The following is a 14,731-nucleotide window of genomic DNA, read 5'->3' as shown; positions in this document are numbered from 1 at the left end:
CCTGATTCAGACAATCGCTGCACGAGCGGCAGCGAAAGCGTCTGGGGTATTGAGGTTGGAAGTCGAAACGCCTTCGGCGCAACGTTTGTTCAGACCGGCCAGCACTTTGCCAGGGCCGCACTCGACCAGATTGGTCGCGCCTTTCGCTGCCAGAGTCTGTACGGACTCGACCCAGCGAACCGGCTTGTAGAGTTGTTCCAGCAGATCACGCTTGAGGGTTTCCAGATCCGCCGGCACCTGAGCGCTGACGTTCTGCACCACAGGGATCTGCGGCGCCTGCCAGTCGATGGCAGCGATGGACTCGGCAAAGCGCTCGGCAGCCGGACGCATCAGTTCACAGTGCGACGGCACGCTGACCGGCAGCGGCATGGCACGCTTGGCGCCACGGGCCTTGCAGCCTTCGATGGCGCGCTCAACTGCGGCCTTGGCACCGGCGATCACCACCTGGCCCGGGGAGTTGAAGTTCACCGCGCTGACCACGTCGCCTTGCGCCGCTTCGGCACAGGCTGCCAGCACGTCGGCATCTTCCAGACCGAGGATGGCAGCCATGCCGCCCTGCCCGGCCGGAACGGCTTCCTGCATCAGCTGGCCACGGCGCTCGACGAGCTTCACCGCGTCCGCCAGGCTCAGGCTGCCCGCAGCGACCAGCGCGCTGTACTCACCCAGGCTGTGACCGGCAACGAACGCCGGGCGCGCACCACCTTCCGCCAGCCACAGACGCCACAGGGCGATCGAAGCGGTCAGAATGGCCGGTTGGGTTTTGTCGGTTTGATTGAGCAGCTCTTCCGGACCCTGCTGGGTCAGCGCCCACAGGTCGTAGCCCAGAGCATCGGATGCTTCTTTGAAAGTTTCGAGGATCAGCGGATGTTGCGCGCCCAGCTCGGCCAGCATGCCGAGGGACTGCGAACCCTGTCCTGGAAAGACGAATGCGAGGGAAGCAGACATGTAACAAGCCCCTAATGATCTTGTCGTCGGAAAAATGGCATCCCGCTAGAGGGACGCAAGAAACTGACAGTTGGATGGCCCTTTGAACCGGGCGGTCACATTTAAGCATTGTCCGACGAAAACGCCTAAGACAACAAATCCTCCAGACGGCCGTGCAGGCGCTCGGGAAGATTCTCCTGAATCTCGATCAATGCCCGCTGAATGGCGCTCTGAAACCCCTGAACCCCGGCGGAACCGTGACTTTTCACCACGATCCCCTGCAAGCCCAGAAAGCTTGCACCGTTGTGTCTCGCAGGCGCCAGATCAGCCTGCAGGCGCTTCATCAAGGGCAGCGCCAGAGCGCCGACAGCGCGGGAGGCGAGGTTTTTCCTGAACAAGGCTTCGATGCGCGCAGCGATCATCGTCGCCAGGCCTTCGCTGGACTTGAGCAGGATGTTGCCGACAAAACCGTCGCAAACCACCACATCCGCCTCGCCGCGATACAAGCCGTCGCCTTCGATGAAACCGATGTAGTTAATGCCCCGGGCCGTCTGCAACAACGTCGCAGCCAGCTTGACCTGCTGATTGCCCTTGATGTCCTCAGTGCCAATGTTCAGCAACGCGACACGCGGGCGGGCAATGCCCAGCGTTTGTGCGGCCACAGACCCCATCACAGCGAACTGCAACAGATGCTCGGCACTGCAATCGACGTTGGCGCCCAGATCGAGCAACTGGCAATAGCCCTTCTGCGTAGGGATCGCCGCGACCATGGCCGGACGATCAATCCCCGGCAGGGTCTTGAGCACAAATCGCGACAGCGCCATCAGCGCACCGGTATTGCCGGCACTGACACAGGCCTGAACCTTGCCATCACGCAGCAATTCGAGGGCGACACGCATCGACGAGTCCGGCTTGCCACGCAGAGCCTGGGCAGGTTTTTCGTCCATGGTGATGACTTCGGACGCCGGAACAATCGTCAGGCGCGCGCGATCGGCAGCCGATTGGCCAGTGATCAATTCTTCAAGAAGGGAGGGTTGACCGACGAGGGTCAGGTGCAGCGAGGGTGTAGCAGAAAGGCAAGCAAGGCTGGCCTGAACAATGCTGCGGGGACCGAAGTCCCCGCCCATTGCGTCAATCGCGATGACTTGAGCGGACAAGTGATTACTCGTCAGCGCCCTTGTCGATCACTTTACGACCACGGTATACGCCTTCTGGCGATACGTGGTGACGCAGGTGAACTTCACCAGTGGTTTTTTCTACAGACAGGGTGCTAGCCTCGAGAGCGTCGTGCGAACGGCGCATGTCACGGGCAGAGCGGGATTTTTTGTTCTGCTGAACAGCCATAATTGATTAACTCCTAAACGTTTGGGTCACGCTTTAACTGCGCCAATACACTGAACGGGTTGGACCGCGTTACCTCGTCCTCGCTCGGTTCGGGCTCATCTGCTCCCGCCGGCTGCTGGCATTCTTCCGGATGATGAGCAGGCACAATGGGCAAGGCGAGCAGAAGCTCCTCCTCGATCAGTGACTGCAGATCCAATGGATCTTCGCCCAGTTCCAGCACGTCATAACCTTTCGGTAACGACTGGGTATTCGCACCCTCCTTCACTACAGCGTAACTGCATTCGCTGTGGATCGGCAGGGTGACCAGCTCAAGACAACGCTGGCAAACCATTTTGACTTCGGTGTCGATAAAGCTGTGGATCACCACAGATTTACGTTCATCTCGTTCAAAAACGAATTTAGCCTGCACCGTACCGACATCGTCGGAAAGCGGGTCGCAGAGTCTCTTCAAATCGGCCAGCAGCAGTTCACCTTGAAGGGTGGTGCCACGGTCAGCCAATTTGCGCGGGTCAACGTGAGGTGGAATCGGGTCATTCAACATAGGCGCAGCATTATAGGGATGCACCCGCCCATGTCAAAGGAAATTGCGCCCTGTCCGTCACTTACGCGGCTCCGCTAGAATCTGCCACCTGCCTCTGGAGATGCGAATGCTGCCTTTATTACTCGCTTCAAGCTCGACCTATCGTCGGGAATTGCTCAATCGCCTGCGCTTACCGTTCGTCTGCAGCTCACCGGATATCGACGAAAGCCATCGCCCGGACGAGTCGGCAATCGACCTGGTCAAACGCCTCGCCGAACAGAAAGCCCGGGCACTGGCCGACAGCCACCCTGCCCATTTGATCATCGGCTCCGACCAGGTTGCCGTACTCGGCGAACGCATCATCGGCAAACCACACACCTTTGAAAACGCCCGCGAACAACTGATGGCCGCCAGCGGCGCCAGCGTGACCTTCCTCACCGGCCTGGCCCTGCTCAACAGCCAGACAGGCCACTGCCAGGTCGACTGCGTGCCTTTCACCGTGCACATGCGAGTACTGGATCAGGCCCGCGTCGAGCGCTACCTGCACGCTGAGCAGCCCTACGACTGTGCCGGCAGCTTCAAGGCCGAAGGACTGGGCGTGAGCCTGTTCCAGTCCACCGAAGGCCCCGACGCCACCAGCCTGATCGGCCTGCCGCTGATTCGCCTGATCGACATGCTGTTGGCAGAAGGCGTACAAATTCCCTGAGCCACTGAGCCACTGAGCCACTGAGCCAAAAAAACCGGCCACGAAGGCCGGTTTTTTTATGCATCAAGCGATCAACGCAACGATGGCCCGTGGAAACCCATCCACATTGCCAACTGCTCGGCCACACTGGCGCCCAGCTTTTTCGAGAAGCGATCGAACGGCGATTCCTGAACGGTGAAATCCACCAGCTCCTTTTCGCCAATCACGTCACGCGCCACCGAACTGGCATTGCCCAGACCATCGATCAACCCCAGCGGCAGCGCCTGCTCGCCAGACCAGACCAGCCCGGAGAACAACTCCGGATGCTCCTTGTCCTTCAGGCGATCGCCACGCCCCTGCTTCACGCTATTGATGAACTGCTTGTGCGTGGTATCCAGCACACTTTGCCAGAATGCCGTTTCTTCCGGCTTCTGCGGCTGGAACGGATCAAGGAACGACTTGTGCTCACCGGAGGTGTAAGTGCGACGTTCGACGCCCAGCTTCTCCATGGTGCCAACAAAGCCGTAACCGGCCGCTGTCACACCGATAGAACCCACCAGGCTCGCCTTGTCGGCGTAGATCCGATCTGCGGCGCTGGCGATGTAATAAGCACCGGAAGCGCCCAGGTCAGAAATTACCGCATACAGCTTGGTTTCCGGATGCAGGCCGCGCAGGCGCTTGATCTCGTCATACACATAACCCGACTGCACCGGACTGCCGCCAGGGCTGTTGATGCGCAGGATCACGCCCTTGACCTTCTTGTCCTCGAACGCCGCCCGCAGACTGCCGACGATATTATCGGCACTGGCCGGCTCTTTGTCGGCAATCATGCCGGTGACGTCGATCAGCGCGGTGTAGTTCGGGCCACGAGTGGCGCTTTTTTCCATGTCCATCAACGGCGTGAACAGGATCAGCGCAACAAATAGATAAACAAACGTCAGCAGCTTGAAGAAGATCCCCCAACGCCTGGAACGACGCTGCTCTTGCACACCGGCCAGCAGAGTCTTTTCCAGCAGCTTCCAGCTTTTCGCATCACCGTCGTCGGCAGTTGCCTTGGCCGGTGCTTTCCATTCGTCGGTCATGCCATCCACCCCAGCAAAAACGTATTAAGCCTGCTGCGCGAGCCAGGCATGCAATTCACAAAATCGGTCAATCGACAGACGCGGCTCGAACTGCTGCAGCGATTCGATCGATTGCGCGCCATAACTGACCGCCACCGAATCCATCCCCGCATTGCGCGCCATCAACAGATCGAAGGACGAATCACCGACCATCAGCGCTTGCTCGGCACGCACACCGCAATGGGCCAGTATCTGCTCCAACATCAAAGGGTGCGGCTTGCTCGCCGTTTCATCGGCAGCGCGGGTGATATCGAAATAATCTTCCCAACCATTGGCCTTGAGTACCCGATCCAGCCCGCGACGATTCTTGCCGGTCGCGACTGCCAGGTGATAGCCCTGCTCGCGAAAGGACGCCATCGACTCGACTACGCCCTCGAACAACGGCGAAGGCACGGCCTCCGCGGCGATGTAGTGATCCGCGTAATACTCGCGAAACAAGGTCATTTCGGCATCGCTGATGTCCGGATACAAGGTGCGGATCGCCTCGGGCAAGCCCAGACCGATGATGCCTTTGACGGCAAAATCATCACGCAACTCGAAACCTGAACGCCCGGATGCCGAGTGCATTGCCTCGACAATCCGATGAATGGAATCGGCCAGCGTGCCGTCCCAATCAAAAATCAGCAGCTTGTAATCAGATGGGCGCACTCAATCGCTCCACAGTCTTGGCCCACATTTCATCGACCGGTGCCTGCAACTTGAGTTCACCGCCATCGGGCAGCGGCACGGTCAGCATGTAGGCGTGCAGGAACAGGCGCTTGCCGCCCAGATCACGGATTTCCTTGCTGAAACTGTCATCGCCGTATTTGGTGTCACCCGCAATGCAGTGCCCGGCGTGCAATGTGTGGACGCGGATCTGGTGCGTACGACCAGTGATCGGCTTGGCTTCGATCAGAGTGGCAAAATCGCCAAAGCGACGCAGGACCTTGAACACGGTCACAGACTCTTTGCCCTCCTCCTCGTCGACCTCGACCATGCGCTCACCGGAGCGCAGATTGCTCTTGCCGAGCGCCGCACGGACTTGCTTGATCGAGGTCGCCCAGTTGCCGCGAACCAGTGCCATGTAGCGCTTATCGACACCGTCACCGCGCAACGCGGCATGCAAATGACGCAACATGCTGCGTTTCTTGGCGATCATCAGCAGGCCGGAGGTGTCGCGATCGAGACGGTGAACCAGCTCGAGCTCCTTGGCGTCGGGGCGCAACTGACGAAAGGCTTCGATAACGCCGTAATTCAAGCCGCTGCCACCGTGAACCGCAATGCCGGCGGGCTTGTTGATCACGATCAGGGCTTTGTCTTCGTAGACAATCGAGGCTTCCAGGCGCTGCAACAGACCTTGGGCCAAAGGCACCGGTTCGTCACGCTCAGGCACGCGAACCGGTGGCACGCGCACGATATCGCCGGCCTGCAGCTTGTATTCGGGCTTGATCCGACCTTTGTTAACTCGCACTTCGCCTTTGCGCAAAATGCGGTAAATCAAGGTCTTGGGCACGCCTTTGAGCCGGGCGAGGAGGAAATTGTCGATTCGTTGGCCGGCATATTCCGGCGAGACCTCAAGCAATTGAACGCCTGGAGTCGAAGGGGCAGTAGTCGTCATGGCGCGGATGATAACAATTTTTATGGAATTGAAGCACTTAATCATTGCTGCTATAGTCGCGAACGCCGCCAAAAGCGGCCTGGACAGCGGAACCACGGTCAAAAACCGGCCCTGACCAACGCAATTCACCAGGACGCGAGGCCGTCCTACGGGGCTTTCGCTACGTAACGGTGGAGTTTGCAGCTGTAACAAGCGCAGGTGACATGAGGCCTGAATCACGCCGCAAAGCAGAGTTTTGACTCGCCACGCGAGCCATATTCACGGCCAGTTCACAAAGTGCAGTCAGCCGCGGATGACCCCGAGCGAAAGCGCCGGAAACACCGCCTGAATTAGCCATGATGCGTGACCTCCCCTTTCGGAGCTCACGGTAAATGCCAACCCGCTGCGGATTCTGCGCGCGGCAGCACCCGAATTATCAGGGATACGTGTAGGGTGGAGATGCACAACCGCTGGACTGTGTAGCAACAGGCTTTATCAAGACGCTTCATCTCGTCCACAGCCGCGGTTGATTCCTCCTCCTGACTGAGTGCTTAAGTAGCCACAGCAAGCAGGACGCGTACGTCGCGATAACGGCCCAATTGGCCGGACATCGCTGGACACGGGAATGGCCAACCACTCCCGACGCACCTGACACCGACCGTGAGAAGTCGTGTGTGCCGAACGCCGTTTCCGGCAGCCCGGAAACCGACGGTACTACATGAAAAGAATGCTGATTAACGCAACTCAACCCGAAGAGTTGCGTGTTGCACTGGTAGATGGCCAGCGCCTCTACGACCTGGACATCGAATCCGGTGCACGCGAGCAGAAAAAGGCCAACATTTATAAAGGCCGTATCACTCGCATCGAACCAAGCCTTGAGGCTGCCTTTGTCGATTTCGGCTCCGAGCGCCACGGCTTCCTGCCCCTCAAAGAAATCTCCCGCGAATACTTCAAGAAAGCCCCCGAAGGCCGCGTCAACATCAAGGACGTCCTGAGCGAAGGCCAGGAAGTCATCGTTCAGGTCGAAAAAGAAGAACGTGGCAACAAGGGCGCAGCCCTGACCACCTTCATCAGCCTGGCCGGTCGTTACCTCGTTCTGATGCCGAACAACCCGCGTGCCGGCGGCATCTCCCGTCGCATCGAAGGCGAAGAGCGCAACGAACTGCGTGAAGCGCTGAACGGCCTGGTTGCTCCAGCCGACATGGGTCTGATCGTGCGCACTGCCGGCCTTGGCCGCAGCAGCGAAGAAATGCAGTGGGACCTCGATTACCTGCTGCAACTCTGGACCGCTATCAAGGAAGCGTCGCTGGATCGTTCCGCGCCGTTCCTGATCTACCAGGAAAGCAACGTCATCATCCGCGCCATCCGCGATTACCTGCGCCAGGACATCGGCGAAGTGCTGATCGACAGCGTTGAAGCCCAGGACGAAGCCCTGACCTTCATCCGCCAGGTGATGCCGCAGTACGCCAGCAAGATCAAGCTGTACGAAGACAGCGTTCCGCTGTTCAACCGTTTCCAGATCGAAAGCCAGATCGAAACCGCTTTCCAGCGCGTCGTCGAACTGCCTTCCGGCGGCTCCATCGTCATCGATCCGACCGAAGCCCTGGTGTCCATCGACATCAACTCGGCGCGCGCCACCAAAGGCAGCGACATCGAAGAAACCGCCCTGCAGACCAACCTTGAAGCGGCTGAAGAAATCGCCCGTCAGTTGCGCCTGCGCGACATCGGCGGCCTGATCGTCATCGACTTCATCGACATGACCCCTGCCAAGAACCAGCGCGCCGTGGAAGAGAAAGTCCGCGAATGCCTGGAAGCCGACCGCGCCCGTGTGCAGATCGGCCGCATCTCGCGCTTCGGCCTGCTGGAAATGTCCCGTCAGCGCCTGCGTCCGTCGCTCGGCGAAAGCAGCGGCATCGTCTGCCCGCGTTGCAGCGGCACCGGCATCATCCGTGACGTCGAATCGCTGTCCCTGGCAATCCTGCGCCTGATCGAAGAAGAAGCCCTGAAAGACCGCACCGCCGAAGTTCGTGCTCAAGTGCCGATCCCGGTGGCTGCGTTCCTGCTCAACGAAAAACGCAACTCGATCACCAAGATCGAACTGCGCACCCGCGCTCGCATCGTCATCCTGCCGAACGATCACCTCGAAACCCCGCATTTCGAAGTTCAGCGTCTGCGTGACGACAGCCCGGAAGCCGCGACCAACCAGTCCAGCTACGAAATCGCTGCCGCTGCCGCCGATGTCGAAGACGTTCAGCCAGCCGCCGCGACCCGCACCCTGGTTCGCCAGGAAGCTGCGGTCAAGACCGCTCCGGCCCGCGCCAACGCTCCGGTTCCGACCGAAGTCGCCGCTCCGGCTCCAGCCCCTGCTCCGGTTGCCGCACCAGAGCCAAGCCTGTTCAAAGGCCTGGTGAAGTCGCTGGTCAGCCTGTTCGCTACCAAAGAAGAGCCAGTTGCTCCGGTCGTGGTTGAAAAACCTGCCGCCGAGCGTCCGGCCCGCAATGAAGAGCGTCGCAACGGTCGTCAGCAGAGCCGCAACCGTAACGGTCGCCGCGATGAAGAACGCAAGCCGCGCGAAGAACGTGCCCCACGTGAAGAGCGCGCACCGCGCGAGCCGCGTGAGGAGCGTCAGCCTCGTGAAGCCCGCGAAGTCCGCGAGCCACGCGAGTCCCGTGACGAAGCACCGGTAGCCCGCGAAGAACGCGCACCACGCGCCCCTCGTGAAGAACGTGCACCACGTGCTCCGCGTGAAGATCGCAAGCCGCGTGGCGAGCGTGAAGAGCGCGTACGTGAACTGCGTGAACCTCTGGATGCCGCACCAGCCGCTGCTGCCGCTGTTGCTGTAGCCGCCACTGAAGAGCGTCCGGCTCGTCAGCCGCGTGAAGAGCGTGCACCACGTCCACCGCGTGAAGAGCGTCAACCGCGTGCCGAACAAGCCGCTGCTGCCGTGGCTGAAGAAGAAGTGAACACCAACGAAGAGCAACTGCCGGAAGACGGTTCGGAGAACGCCGAAGGCGATCGTCCACGTCGCCGCTCCCGTGGTCAGCGTCGTCGCAGCAACCGTCGCGAGCGTCAGCGTGATGCCAACGGCAACGTGATCGAAGGTTCGGAAGAATCCGAAACCGGCGAAAACGCCGAAGCACCAAGCACTGCCGAACTGGCTGCTGGCCTGGCTGTGACTGCCGCTGTTGCCAGCACCGTGATCAGCGCTCCGGCCGAAGCTCAGGCCCACGAGCAAGCTGAACGCGCCACCGCTGCAACGCTGGAAACCGCTCCAGTAGAAGCGCCGGTTGTTGAAGCAACCACGCCAGTAGAAGTGACCGCTGCTCCGGAAGTCGAAGTGGCTCCGGTTCGCGAAGCTCAGCCTCAGGTTGAAGTCGCTGCCGAACCTGCCGTGACCTTCGAAGCACCGGTCGTTGTTGAAGCATCTGTTGTCGAAACCGTCGCTGAAACCGTGACCGAAACCGTGCGTGAAGTTCGCGAAGAACAGACCGCTTTCAACTGGGTGGCCGAGCCGGCTGTCGCTGAAACACCAGCGCCAGTGGTTGAAGCGCCTGTCGTGGAAGAAGCCAAGGCTGCCGAGCCAGTGGTGGTTGCTGAACCGGCACCGGTCGTTGAAGCTCCGGTCGTAGAAGCGCCAGTTGTAGCCGAAGCACCAGCCCCTGTGGTTGAAGCGGCTCCAGTCAGCGCCCTGACGCCAAGTGGCCGCGCGCCGAACGACCCACGTGAAGTGCGTCGCCGCAAGCGCGAAGAAGAGCGTCTGCAGAAGGAAGCCGAACTGGCTGCCGCTGCCGCCGCTGCTACTCCAGCTGCCGAAGTGGTCGAGGCAGCCCCTGCCCCGGTCGCTGAAGAAGTTGCCGTTGAAGCCGTGATTGCCGAAGCACCACGTTCCGTTCAGGACGCGGTCGAGCATCACGAACAGGCCCAGGAAAAAGAACACGAGCCTAAACCTCTCGTCTGATTCCGACCGCCAATGAAAAGCCCCGCCTGGTGATCCAGGCGGGGCTTTTTTATGCCTTGCGGTTTAGATCAGGCCGGCGGAAAAACCAACGCCTGGGGCACATCGATATCCCACAGGACGCCAGGATCATCCACGACTACCTCAACCACCCGCCCCTGCTTGAACAAAGGCCTGGCCCCACGATCACCGGACAACGCCATCAACCCGGACCCAAATGTTCGACCAAATCCAACCGGATGCCCGTATTCACCGTTGAGCACCGGCACACTGACCGCATCGTCGGCAATCGCCGCCACCACCCGTTCAATGCTCGACGGCAGGATGAACGGCATATCGCCCAGCACGATCAGCCAGCCATCCAGATCCGGGCAAGCCGCGACACCCGCCGCAATGCTGTCACCCATCCCCGTGGACTCGATCGAGACAACATCACACCCGTAAGCCTGCGCCATGCGCATCGCCTGCGGCCGCGCTTCGGTCGTCACCAGCACTCGCTTGTCGAGACTCGCCGGCAGGTTCACCAGCGTCTGCTCGATCACCGAACGCACAGCCCCGTCGCGCCCCGTGCAATCGGCCAGAAGCTTGTCTTTGTCGGCACCCGCCACCTCGCGGAAACGGCTGCCCTCGCCTGCCGCCAGCACAATCACTCCGATGGATCGACTCATGCGCGCTCTGCCTTCTTCTGCTTCAACTCGACACCATTCTTGATCGCGACGATTTCCGCCAGCAACGACAACGCGATTTCCGCCGGGGAATGACTGCCGATCGGCAGACCGATCGGCCCGTGCAATCTTGCAATGGCCGCTGGCGACAAGCCTAGCTCAGCCAGATATTCCCGGCGCTTGAGGCTGTTGACGCGCGAGCCCAGGGCGCCGACGTAAAAGGCTTTGGAATCCAGTGCGGTCAGCAGCGCCATGTCGTCCAGACGCGGGTCGTGGGTCAGGGCAACGATGGCAGTGCGTTCGTCGGTCTGAATGTTCAGCACCGCCTCATCCGGCATGCCCGGGACAAAGCGGCCATGCTGCTCTTCCCAGTCATAAACGAATTCGGTGCGGGGATCGCAGATCAGCACTTCGAAATCCAGCAGCCGCGCCATTTCTGCCACATAACGCGACAACTGTCCGGCACCGATCAGCAGCAGACGCCAACGCGGGCCGTAGATGGCGCGTAAAGTTTTACCGTCGAAAACCAATGCATCCGCTTTGCTCGCCGGCGAAAGAATCACTTCACCGCTTTCAAGATTCAGCTCGCGGGCAACGATTTCGTGAGCCTCACAACGAGCCAACAACTCGGCGACCCATGCAGGATCGCCGACTCGCTCTTCGGTCAGGCGCAAGGTACCACCGCAAGGCAGGCCGAACCGCGCCGCCTCCTCCCGCGTCACGCCATAGGTGATCAATTGCACCGGCGGCCCGTCGGCAGGAATCCGCCCGTCATGCAACCGGGCAATCAGATCGTCCTCGACACAACCGCCAGACACCGAACCGATGACCACGCCATCCTCGCGCAATGCCAGCATCGCGCCGGGCGCCCGGGGCGCAGTGCCCCAGGTCTGCACCACCGAAAACAACACCACCCGCTGCCCGGCGCGGCGCCATTCCAGGACGCTGCGCAGGACATTAAGATCGGCGCTATCCATCACGCTTGCGCCTTTTGCCAGCCCTGCAACTGGTAACGCACCGGCAGGTTACGGATGCGCTGGCCGGTCGCGGCGAAGATCGCATTGCACAGCGCCGGCGCAATCGGCGGCACGCCCGGCTCACCGACACCGCCCAGCGGCACTTCGCCCGGCGGCGTCACCAGATGCACCGCGACTTCCTTCGGTGCCAGCGACATGCGCGCCACTTCATACATATGGAAGTTGTCTTGCTGCACCTTGCCGTCCTTGAAGCTGATTTCACCCCACACGGCATTGCCCAGCCCCATCACACAGGCGCCTTCGAACTGCGAACGGATCCGCTCCGGGTTGATCTGCGGCCCGCAATCCACCGCGATATCAGCCTTATGCACGATCAGCGTGCCGTCGTCCTTGACCTCGACTTCGATCACCGCTGCCACATAAGTCACGAAGCTGTAATGCACGGCTAATCCGAGACCACGGCCCTTGGGCAATTTCCGCCCCCAACCGGCGGCCTTGGCCGCGGTTTCCAGCACGGTGCGCATACGCCCGGTGTCGATCGGATAACGCTCGGGGGATTCGCCGTAGTTCCATTCTTCACTGAGCGTGCGCGGGTCGATCTGCCGATCCGGGCCGAGCAATTTGATCTGGTACTTGAGCGGATCTTCCTTGGCCTTGTGCGCCAGTTCGTCGACGAAGCTCTGGATCGCGAAGCCATGGGGAATGTTCGACACCGAGCGATACCAACCCACACGCGTATGAACCGTGGCTTCAGGGTTTTCCAGACGCACGTTGGGAATCGCATAAGCCATGTTGGTGAAGCCCATGCCCAGCTCGAACGCGGCTTCATGATTCATGCCCGGCGCAAACAGTGCCGTGATGCTCGGCGCCACCGTGCGGTGCAGCCAGGCGGACGGCAAGCCATCCTTGCCCACGCCGGCCTTGAGGTATTCGGCGGACACAGTGTGGAAATACGAGTTGTGGATGTCATCTTCCCGGGTCCACTGCACGCGCACAGCCTTGCCGGGGAATTCCTTGGCGAGGATCGCGGCTTCGACAACGAAGTCCGGTTTGGACTTGCGGCCAAAACCACCGCCGAGCAGTGTCACGTTGAAGGTCACGTTATCGAACGGCAGACCGAGGCGTTCGGCGATTCGCTCACGGGTGACCTGCGGTGCCTGACTCGGCGCCCAGGCCTCGCACACGCCCTCTTTATAGCGAGCGATGGCCACCATCGGCTCCATCGGCGCCTGTGCCAGATGTGGCAAGTAGTAAGAAGCTTCCAGGGTGCTGGCAGCGCTGCCGATGGCCTTTTCGATGTCGCCGGTGTTGCGCACTACCTTGCCCGGTTTCAGTGAAGCGGCTTCGATCTCCTTGCGATAGGCAACCGAGTCGTAACTGGCGTTCGGGCCGTCGTCCCATTCGATCTTCAGCGCCTCGCGGCCCTTGAGCGCCGCCCAGGTGTTGCTGGCCACGACGGCCACGCCGCCCAATGGCTGGAATTCCGACGGCAGCGGACGCGGTTCGATCTGAATGACTTTGAGCACGCCCGGCACTTTCAGCGCGGCGCTGTCATCCACCGACTTGACCTTGCCGCCGTACACCGCAGGTCGAGCAATCACGGCGTACAGCATGCCGTCGAAATGCACGTCGGCTCCGTACACGGCGCGACCATTGACGATGTCATCACCATCGATGGCCTTGGTACCTTCCTTGCCGATGTAGCGGAATTCCGACGGCTGCTTGAGCCGCAGGCTGTCACGGCCCGGAACCGGCAACGCACTGGCCGCTGCAGCCAGCTCGCCGTAGCCCAGCTCGCGCCCGGACGGTGTGTGAATGACTTTGTGCAGTTGCGCGCGGCACTCGCCGACCGGCACCTTCCACTGCGCGGCCGCAGCCTGCTCAAGCATGGTCCGGGCAGCGGCGCCGCAACGACGCATCGGTTCGTACCAATGGCGCATGCTGCGCGAGCCGTCGGTATCCTGGTTGCCGAAACGCACTTCATCGCCCGGCGCCTGTTGAACCTTGACGTGGGCCCAGTCGGCCTCAAGTTCATCGGCGACCACCATGGTCAGGCTCGTGCGCACGCCCTGGCCCATCTCCGAGCGGTTGCAGACCACGGTCACCGTGCCGTCGGCGGCAATGCTGACATAGACCTTCGGATCGTCGATCCAGCCGTTGGGCATGCCATCGGCACCGAATTTCTTCGGTTTGTCTTCGGCCAGCGCATCCTGCCAGCCCCAACTCGCGGCCAGCACCAGCGCACCGGTAGCGCCCACACCCTTGAGGAAGCCCCGACGACTCAGGTTGCTCAGGGCGAAATCGTTCGGTAAGCGGCTCATGCCTTGGCCTCCTTCAAGTGAGTGGAAGCCTGACGAATGGCGGTCTTGATCCGGTTGTAGGTGCCGCAGCGGCAAATGTTGCCGACCATCGCCTCTTCGATCTGCTCGTCGCTCGGGTTCGGGTTGGTCTTGAGCAACGCGGTGGCGGACATGATCTGCCCACCCTGACAGAAACCGCACTGGGCCACGGCGGTGTCGAGCCAGGCTTGCTGGACGATCTGGCCAATCGGATCGGCGTGCAGGTTGTCGATGGTGGTCACATTCTGCCCGGCCACCGAGCCGATCGGCGTGATGCAACTGCGCGCCGGCGAGCCGTCGATATGAATGGTGCAGGCGCCACACAGGCCCATGCCGCAGCCGAACTTGGTGCCGTTGTAACCGGCGACGTCACGGATCGCCCACAACAGGGGCATGTCCTCGGTGACATCGAGTGGATGATCTTGACCATTGAGTTTCAGGGTAATCATGGGCACGCCCGCATATTCGTGGAGGTTATGGGGTCGAGCAATCTGCCGCCGGAAAATCAGCGGTGGGTTCACGCAGATCGACTCAGGCTAATGAGGCTCTCTTGTGCCGACAGGAACGTCTGCACCGGGCCTTTGGTGGAGCAAAGGGTTGTATCGTTAGCTCGCTAAGTTAACCC

The 14,731-nt window shown here is 60.9% G+C and carries 13 protein-coding genes; 2 read left to right on the top strand and 11 right to left on the bottom strand.

All coding sequences use genetic code 11. The features are described from left to right. Positions 1-6: 6 nt before the first annotated feature. The 4 genes from fabD to AC1RMX_RS22595 form a co-directional block, all read right to left on the bottom strand. The gene (gene fabD / locus AC1RMX_RS22610; protein ID WP_096820958.1) at positions 7-945 is read right to left on the bottom strand and encodes an ACP S-malonyltransferase; all 939 of its coding nucleotides are present in this window, start codon (positions 943-945) and stop codon (positions 7-9) included. 125 nt (positions 946-1,070) lie between these two features. Beyond that, positions 1,071-2,081, bottom strand: coding sequence for a phosphate acyltransferase PlsX (plsX, locus tag AC1RMX_RS22605; protein WP_096820957.1), 1,011 nt, complete (start codon positions 2,079-2,081; stop codon positions 1,071-1,073). Between the two features lie 4 nt (positions 2,082-2,085). Continuing rightward, a complete protein-coding gene (gene rpmF / locus AC1RMX_RS22600; protein WP_003179396.1) occupies positions 2,086-2,268 on the bottom strand; it encodes a 50S ribosomal protein L32 in 183 nt (60 codons plus the stop codon). A 13-nt stretch (positions 2,269-2,281) separates the two neighbouring features. After that, entirely contained in the window at positions 2,282-2,809 is a 528-nt protein-coding gene (locus AC1RMX_RS22595) for a YceD family protein (RefSeq protein WP_003204262.1), read from the bottom strand. Positions 2,810-2,915: 106 nt separating this feature from the next. Here AC1RMX_RS22595 and AC1RMX_RS22590 point away from each other — a divergent pair, with 106 nt between their 5' ends. After that, on the top strand, positions 2,916-3,494 hold the full coding sequence (locus AC1RMX_RS22590; protein WP_493073062.1) for a Maf family protein: 579 nt from the start codon (positions 2,916-2,918) through the stop codon (positions 3,492-3,494). Between the two features lie 71 nt (positions 3,495-3,565). Here AC1RMX_RS22590 and sppA read toward each other — a convergent pair whose 3' ends face one another. The 3 genes from sppA to rluC are packed head-to-tail and all read right to left on the bottom strand — an operon-like array spanning position 3,566 to position 6,191. Next, positions 3,566-4,555 (bottom strand): signal peptide peptidase SppA, encoded by a 990-nt coding sequence (sppA, locus tag AC1RMX_RS22585; RefSeq protein WP_493073060.1) that lies wholly within the window; start codon positions 4,553-4,555, stop codon positions 3,566-3,568. Positions 4,556-4,579: 24 nt separating this feature from the next. Next, positions 4,580-5,242 carry an HAD-IA family hydrolase gene (locus AC1RMX_RS22580; protein ID WP_096820954.1) on the bottom strand — a complete coding sequence of 221 codons (663 nt, stop codon included), beginning with the start codon at positions 5,240-5,242 and terminating at the stop codon, positions 4,580-4,582. Next, positions 5,229-6,191, bottom strand: a complete 963-nt coding sequence (gene rluC / locus AC1RMX_RS22575; protein ID WP_025113008.1) for a 23S rRNA pseudouridine(955/2504/2580) synthase RluC — start codon at positions 6,189-6,191, stop codon at positions 5,229-5,231. The genes AC1RMX_RS22580 and rluC overlap by 14 nt, the downstream gene beginning before the upstream one ends. Before the next feature lie 697 nt (positions 6,192-6,888). Here rluC and rne point away from each other — a divergent pair. Next, positions 6,889-10,128: a ribonuclease E gene (rne, locus tag AC1RMX_RS22570; RefSeq protein WP_493073059.1), complete on the top strand. Its 3,240-nt coding sequence runs from the start codon at positions 6,889-6,891 to the stop codon at positions 10,126-10,128. Positions 10,129-10,196: 68 nt separating this feature from the next. On the opposite strand, the gene AC1RMX_RS22565 is transcribed toward rne, so the two are convergent. Genes AC1RMX_RS22565 through AC1RMX_RS22550 form a run of 4 tightly spaced genes read right to left on the bottom strand, consistent with a single transcriptional unit; the run spans position 10,197 to position 14,555 of the window. Further along, complete coding sequence (locus AC1RMX_RS22565; RefSeq protein WP_096820952.1) at positions 10,197-10,793, bottom strand: nucleotidyltransferase family protein; 597 nt, start codon at positions 10,791-10,793, stop codon at positions 10,197-10,199. Continuing rightward, positions 10,790-11,767: an XdhC family protein gene (locus AC1RMX_RS22560; protein ID WP_493073057.1), complete on the bottom strand. Its 978-nt coding sequence runs from the start codon at positions 11,765-11,767 to the stop codon at positions 10,790-10,792. Before AC1RMX_RS22560 ends, AC1RMX_RS22565 begins: the two co-directional genes overlap by 4 nt. Then, positions 11,767-14,088 (bottom strand): xanthine dehydrogenase family protein molybdopterin-binding subunit, encoded by a 2,322-nt coding sequence (locus tag AC1RMX_RS22555; protein ID WP_493073056.1) that lies wholly within the window; start codon positions 14,086-14,088, stop codon positions 11,767-11,769. The genes AC1RMX_RS22560 and AC1RMX_RS22555 overlap by 1 nt, the downstream gene beginning before the upstream one ends. Beyond that, positions 14,085-14,555, bottom strand: coding sequence for a (2Fe-2S)-binding protein (locus AC1RMX_RS22550; protein ID WP_096820949.1), 471 nt, complete (start codon positions 14,553-14,555; stop codon positions 14,085-14,087). Before AC1RMX_RS22550 ends, AC1RMX_RS22555 begins: the two co-directional genes overlap by 4 nt. Positions 14,556-14,731 lie beyond the last annotated feature (176 nt).

The organism is Pseudomonas sp. GW822-FHT03F04 (assembly GCF_058801405.1).
The sequence above is the reverse complement of the archived record's forward strand: the minus strand, read 5'-3'. Positions and strand labels throughout refer to the sequence as shown.

Coding starts and splice junctions, on each gene's coding strand:
- fabD (WP_096820958.1), bottom strand. CDS start 945: ATGTCTGCTTCCCTCGCATTCGTCTTTCCAGGACAGGGTTCGCAGTCC.
- rpmF (WP_003179396.1), bottom strand. CDS start 2,268: ATGGCTGTTCAGCAGAACAAAAAATCCCGCTCTGCCCGTGACATGCGC.
- AC1RMX_RS22595 (WP_003204262.1), bottom strand. CDS start 2,809: ATGTTGAATGACCCGATTCCACCTCACGTTGACCCGCGCAAATTGGCT.
- AC1RMX_RS22590 (WP_493073062.1), top strand. CDS start 2,916: ATGCTGCCTTTATTACTCGCTTCAAGCTCGACCTATCGTCGGGAATTG.
- sppA (WP_493073060.1), bottom strand. CDS start 4,555: ATGACCGACGAATGGAAAGCACCGGCCAAGGCAACTGCCGACGACGGT.
- rluC (WP_025113008.1), bottom strand. CDS start 6,191: ATGACGACTACTGCCCCTTCGACTCCAGGCGTTCAATTGCTTGAGGTC.
- rne (WP_493073059.1), top strand. CDS start 6,889: ATGAAAAGAATGCTGATTAACGCAACTCAACCCGAAGAGTTGCGTGTT.
- AC1RMX_RS22565 (WP_096820952.1), bottom strand. CDS start 10,793: ATGAGTCGATCCATCGGAGTGATTGTGCTGGCGGCAGGCGAGGGCAGC.
- AC1RMX_RS22560 (WP_493073057.1), bottom strand. CDS start 11,767: ATGGATAGCGCCGATCTTAATGTCCTGCGCAGCGTCCTGGAATGGCGC.
- AC1RMX_RS22555 (WP_493073056.1), bottom strand. CDS start 14,088: ATGAGCCGCTTACCGAACGATTTCGCCCTGAGCAACCTGAGTCGTCGG.
- AC1RMX_RS22550 (WP_096820949.1), bottom strand. CDS start 14,555: ATGATTACCCTGAAACTCAATGGTCAAGATCATCCACTCGATGTCACC.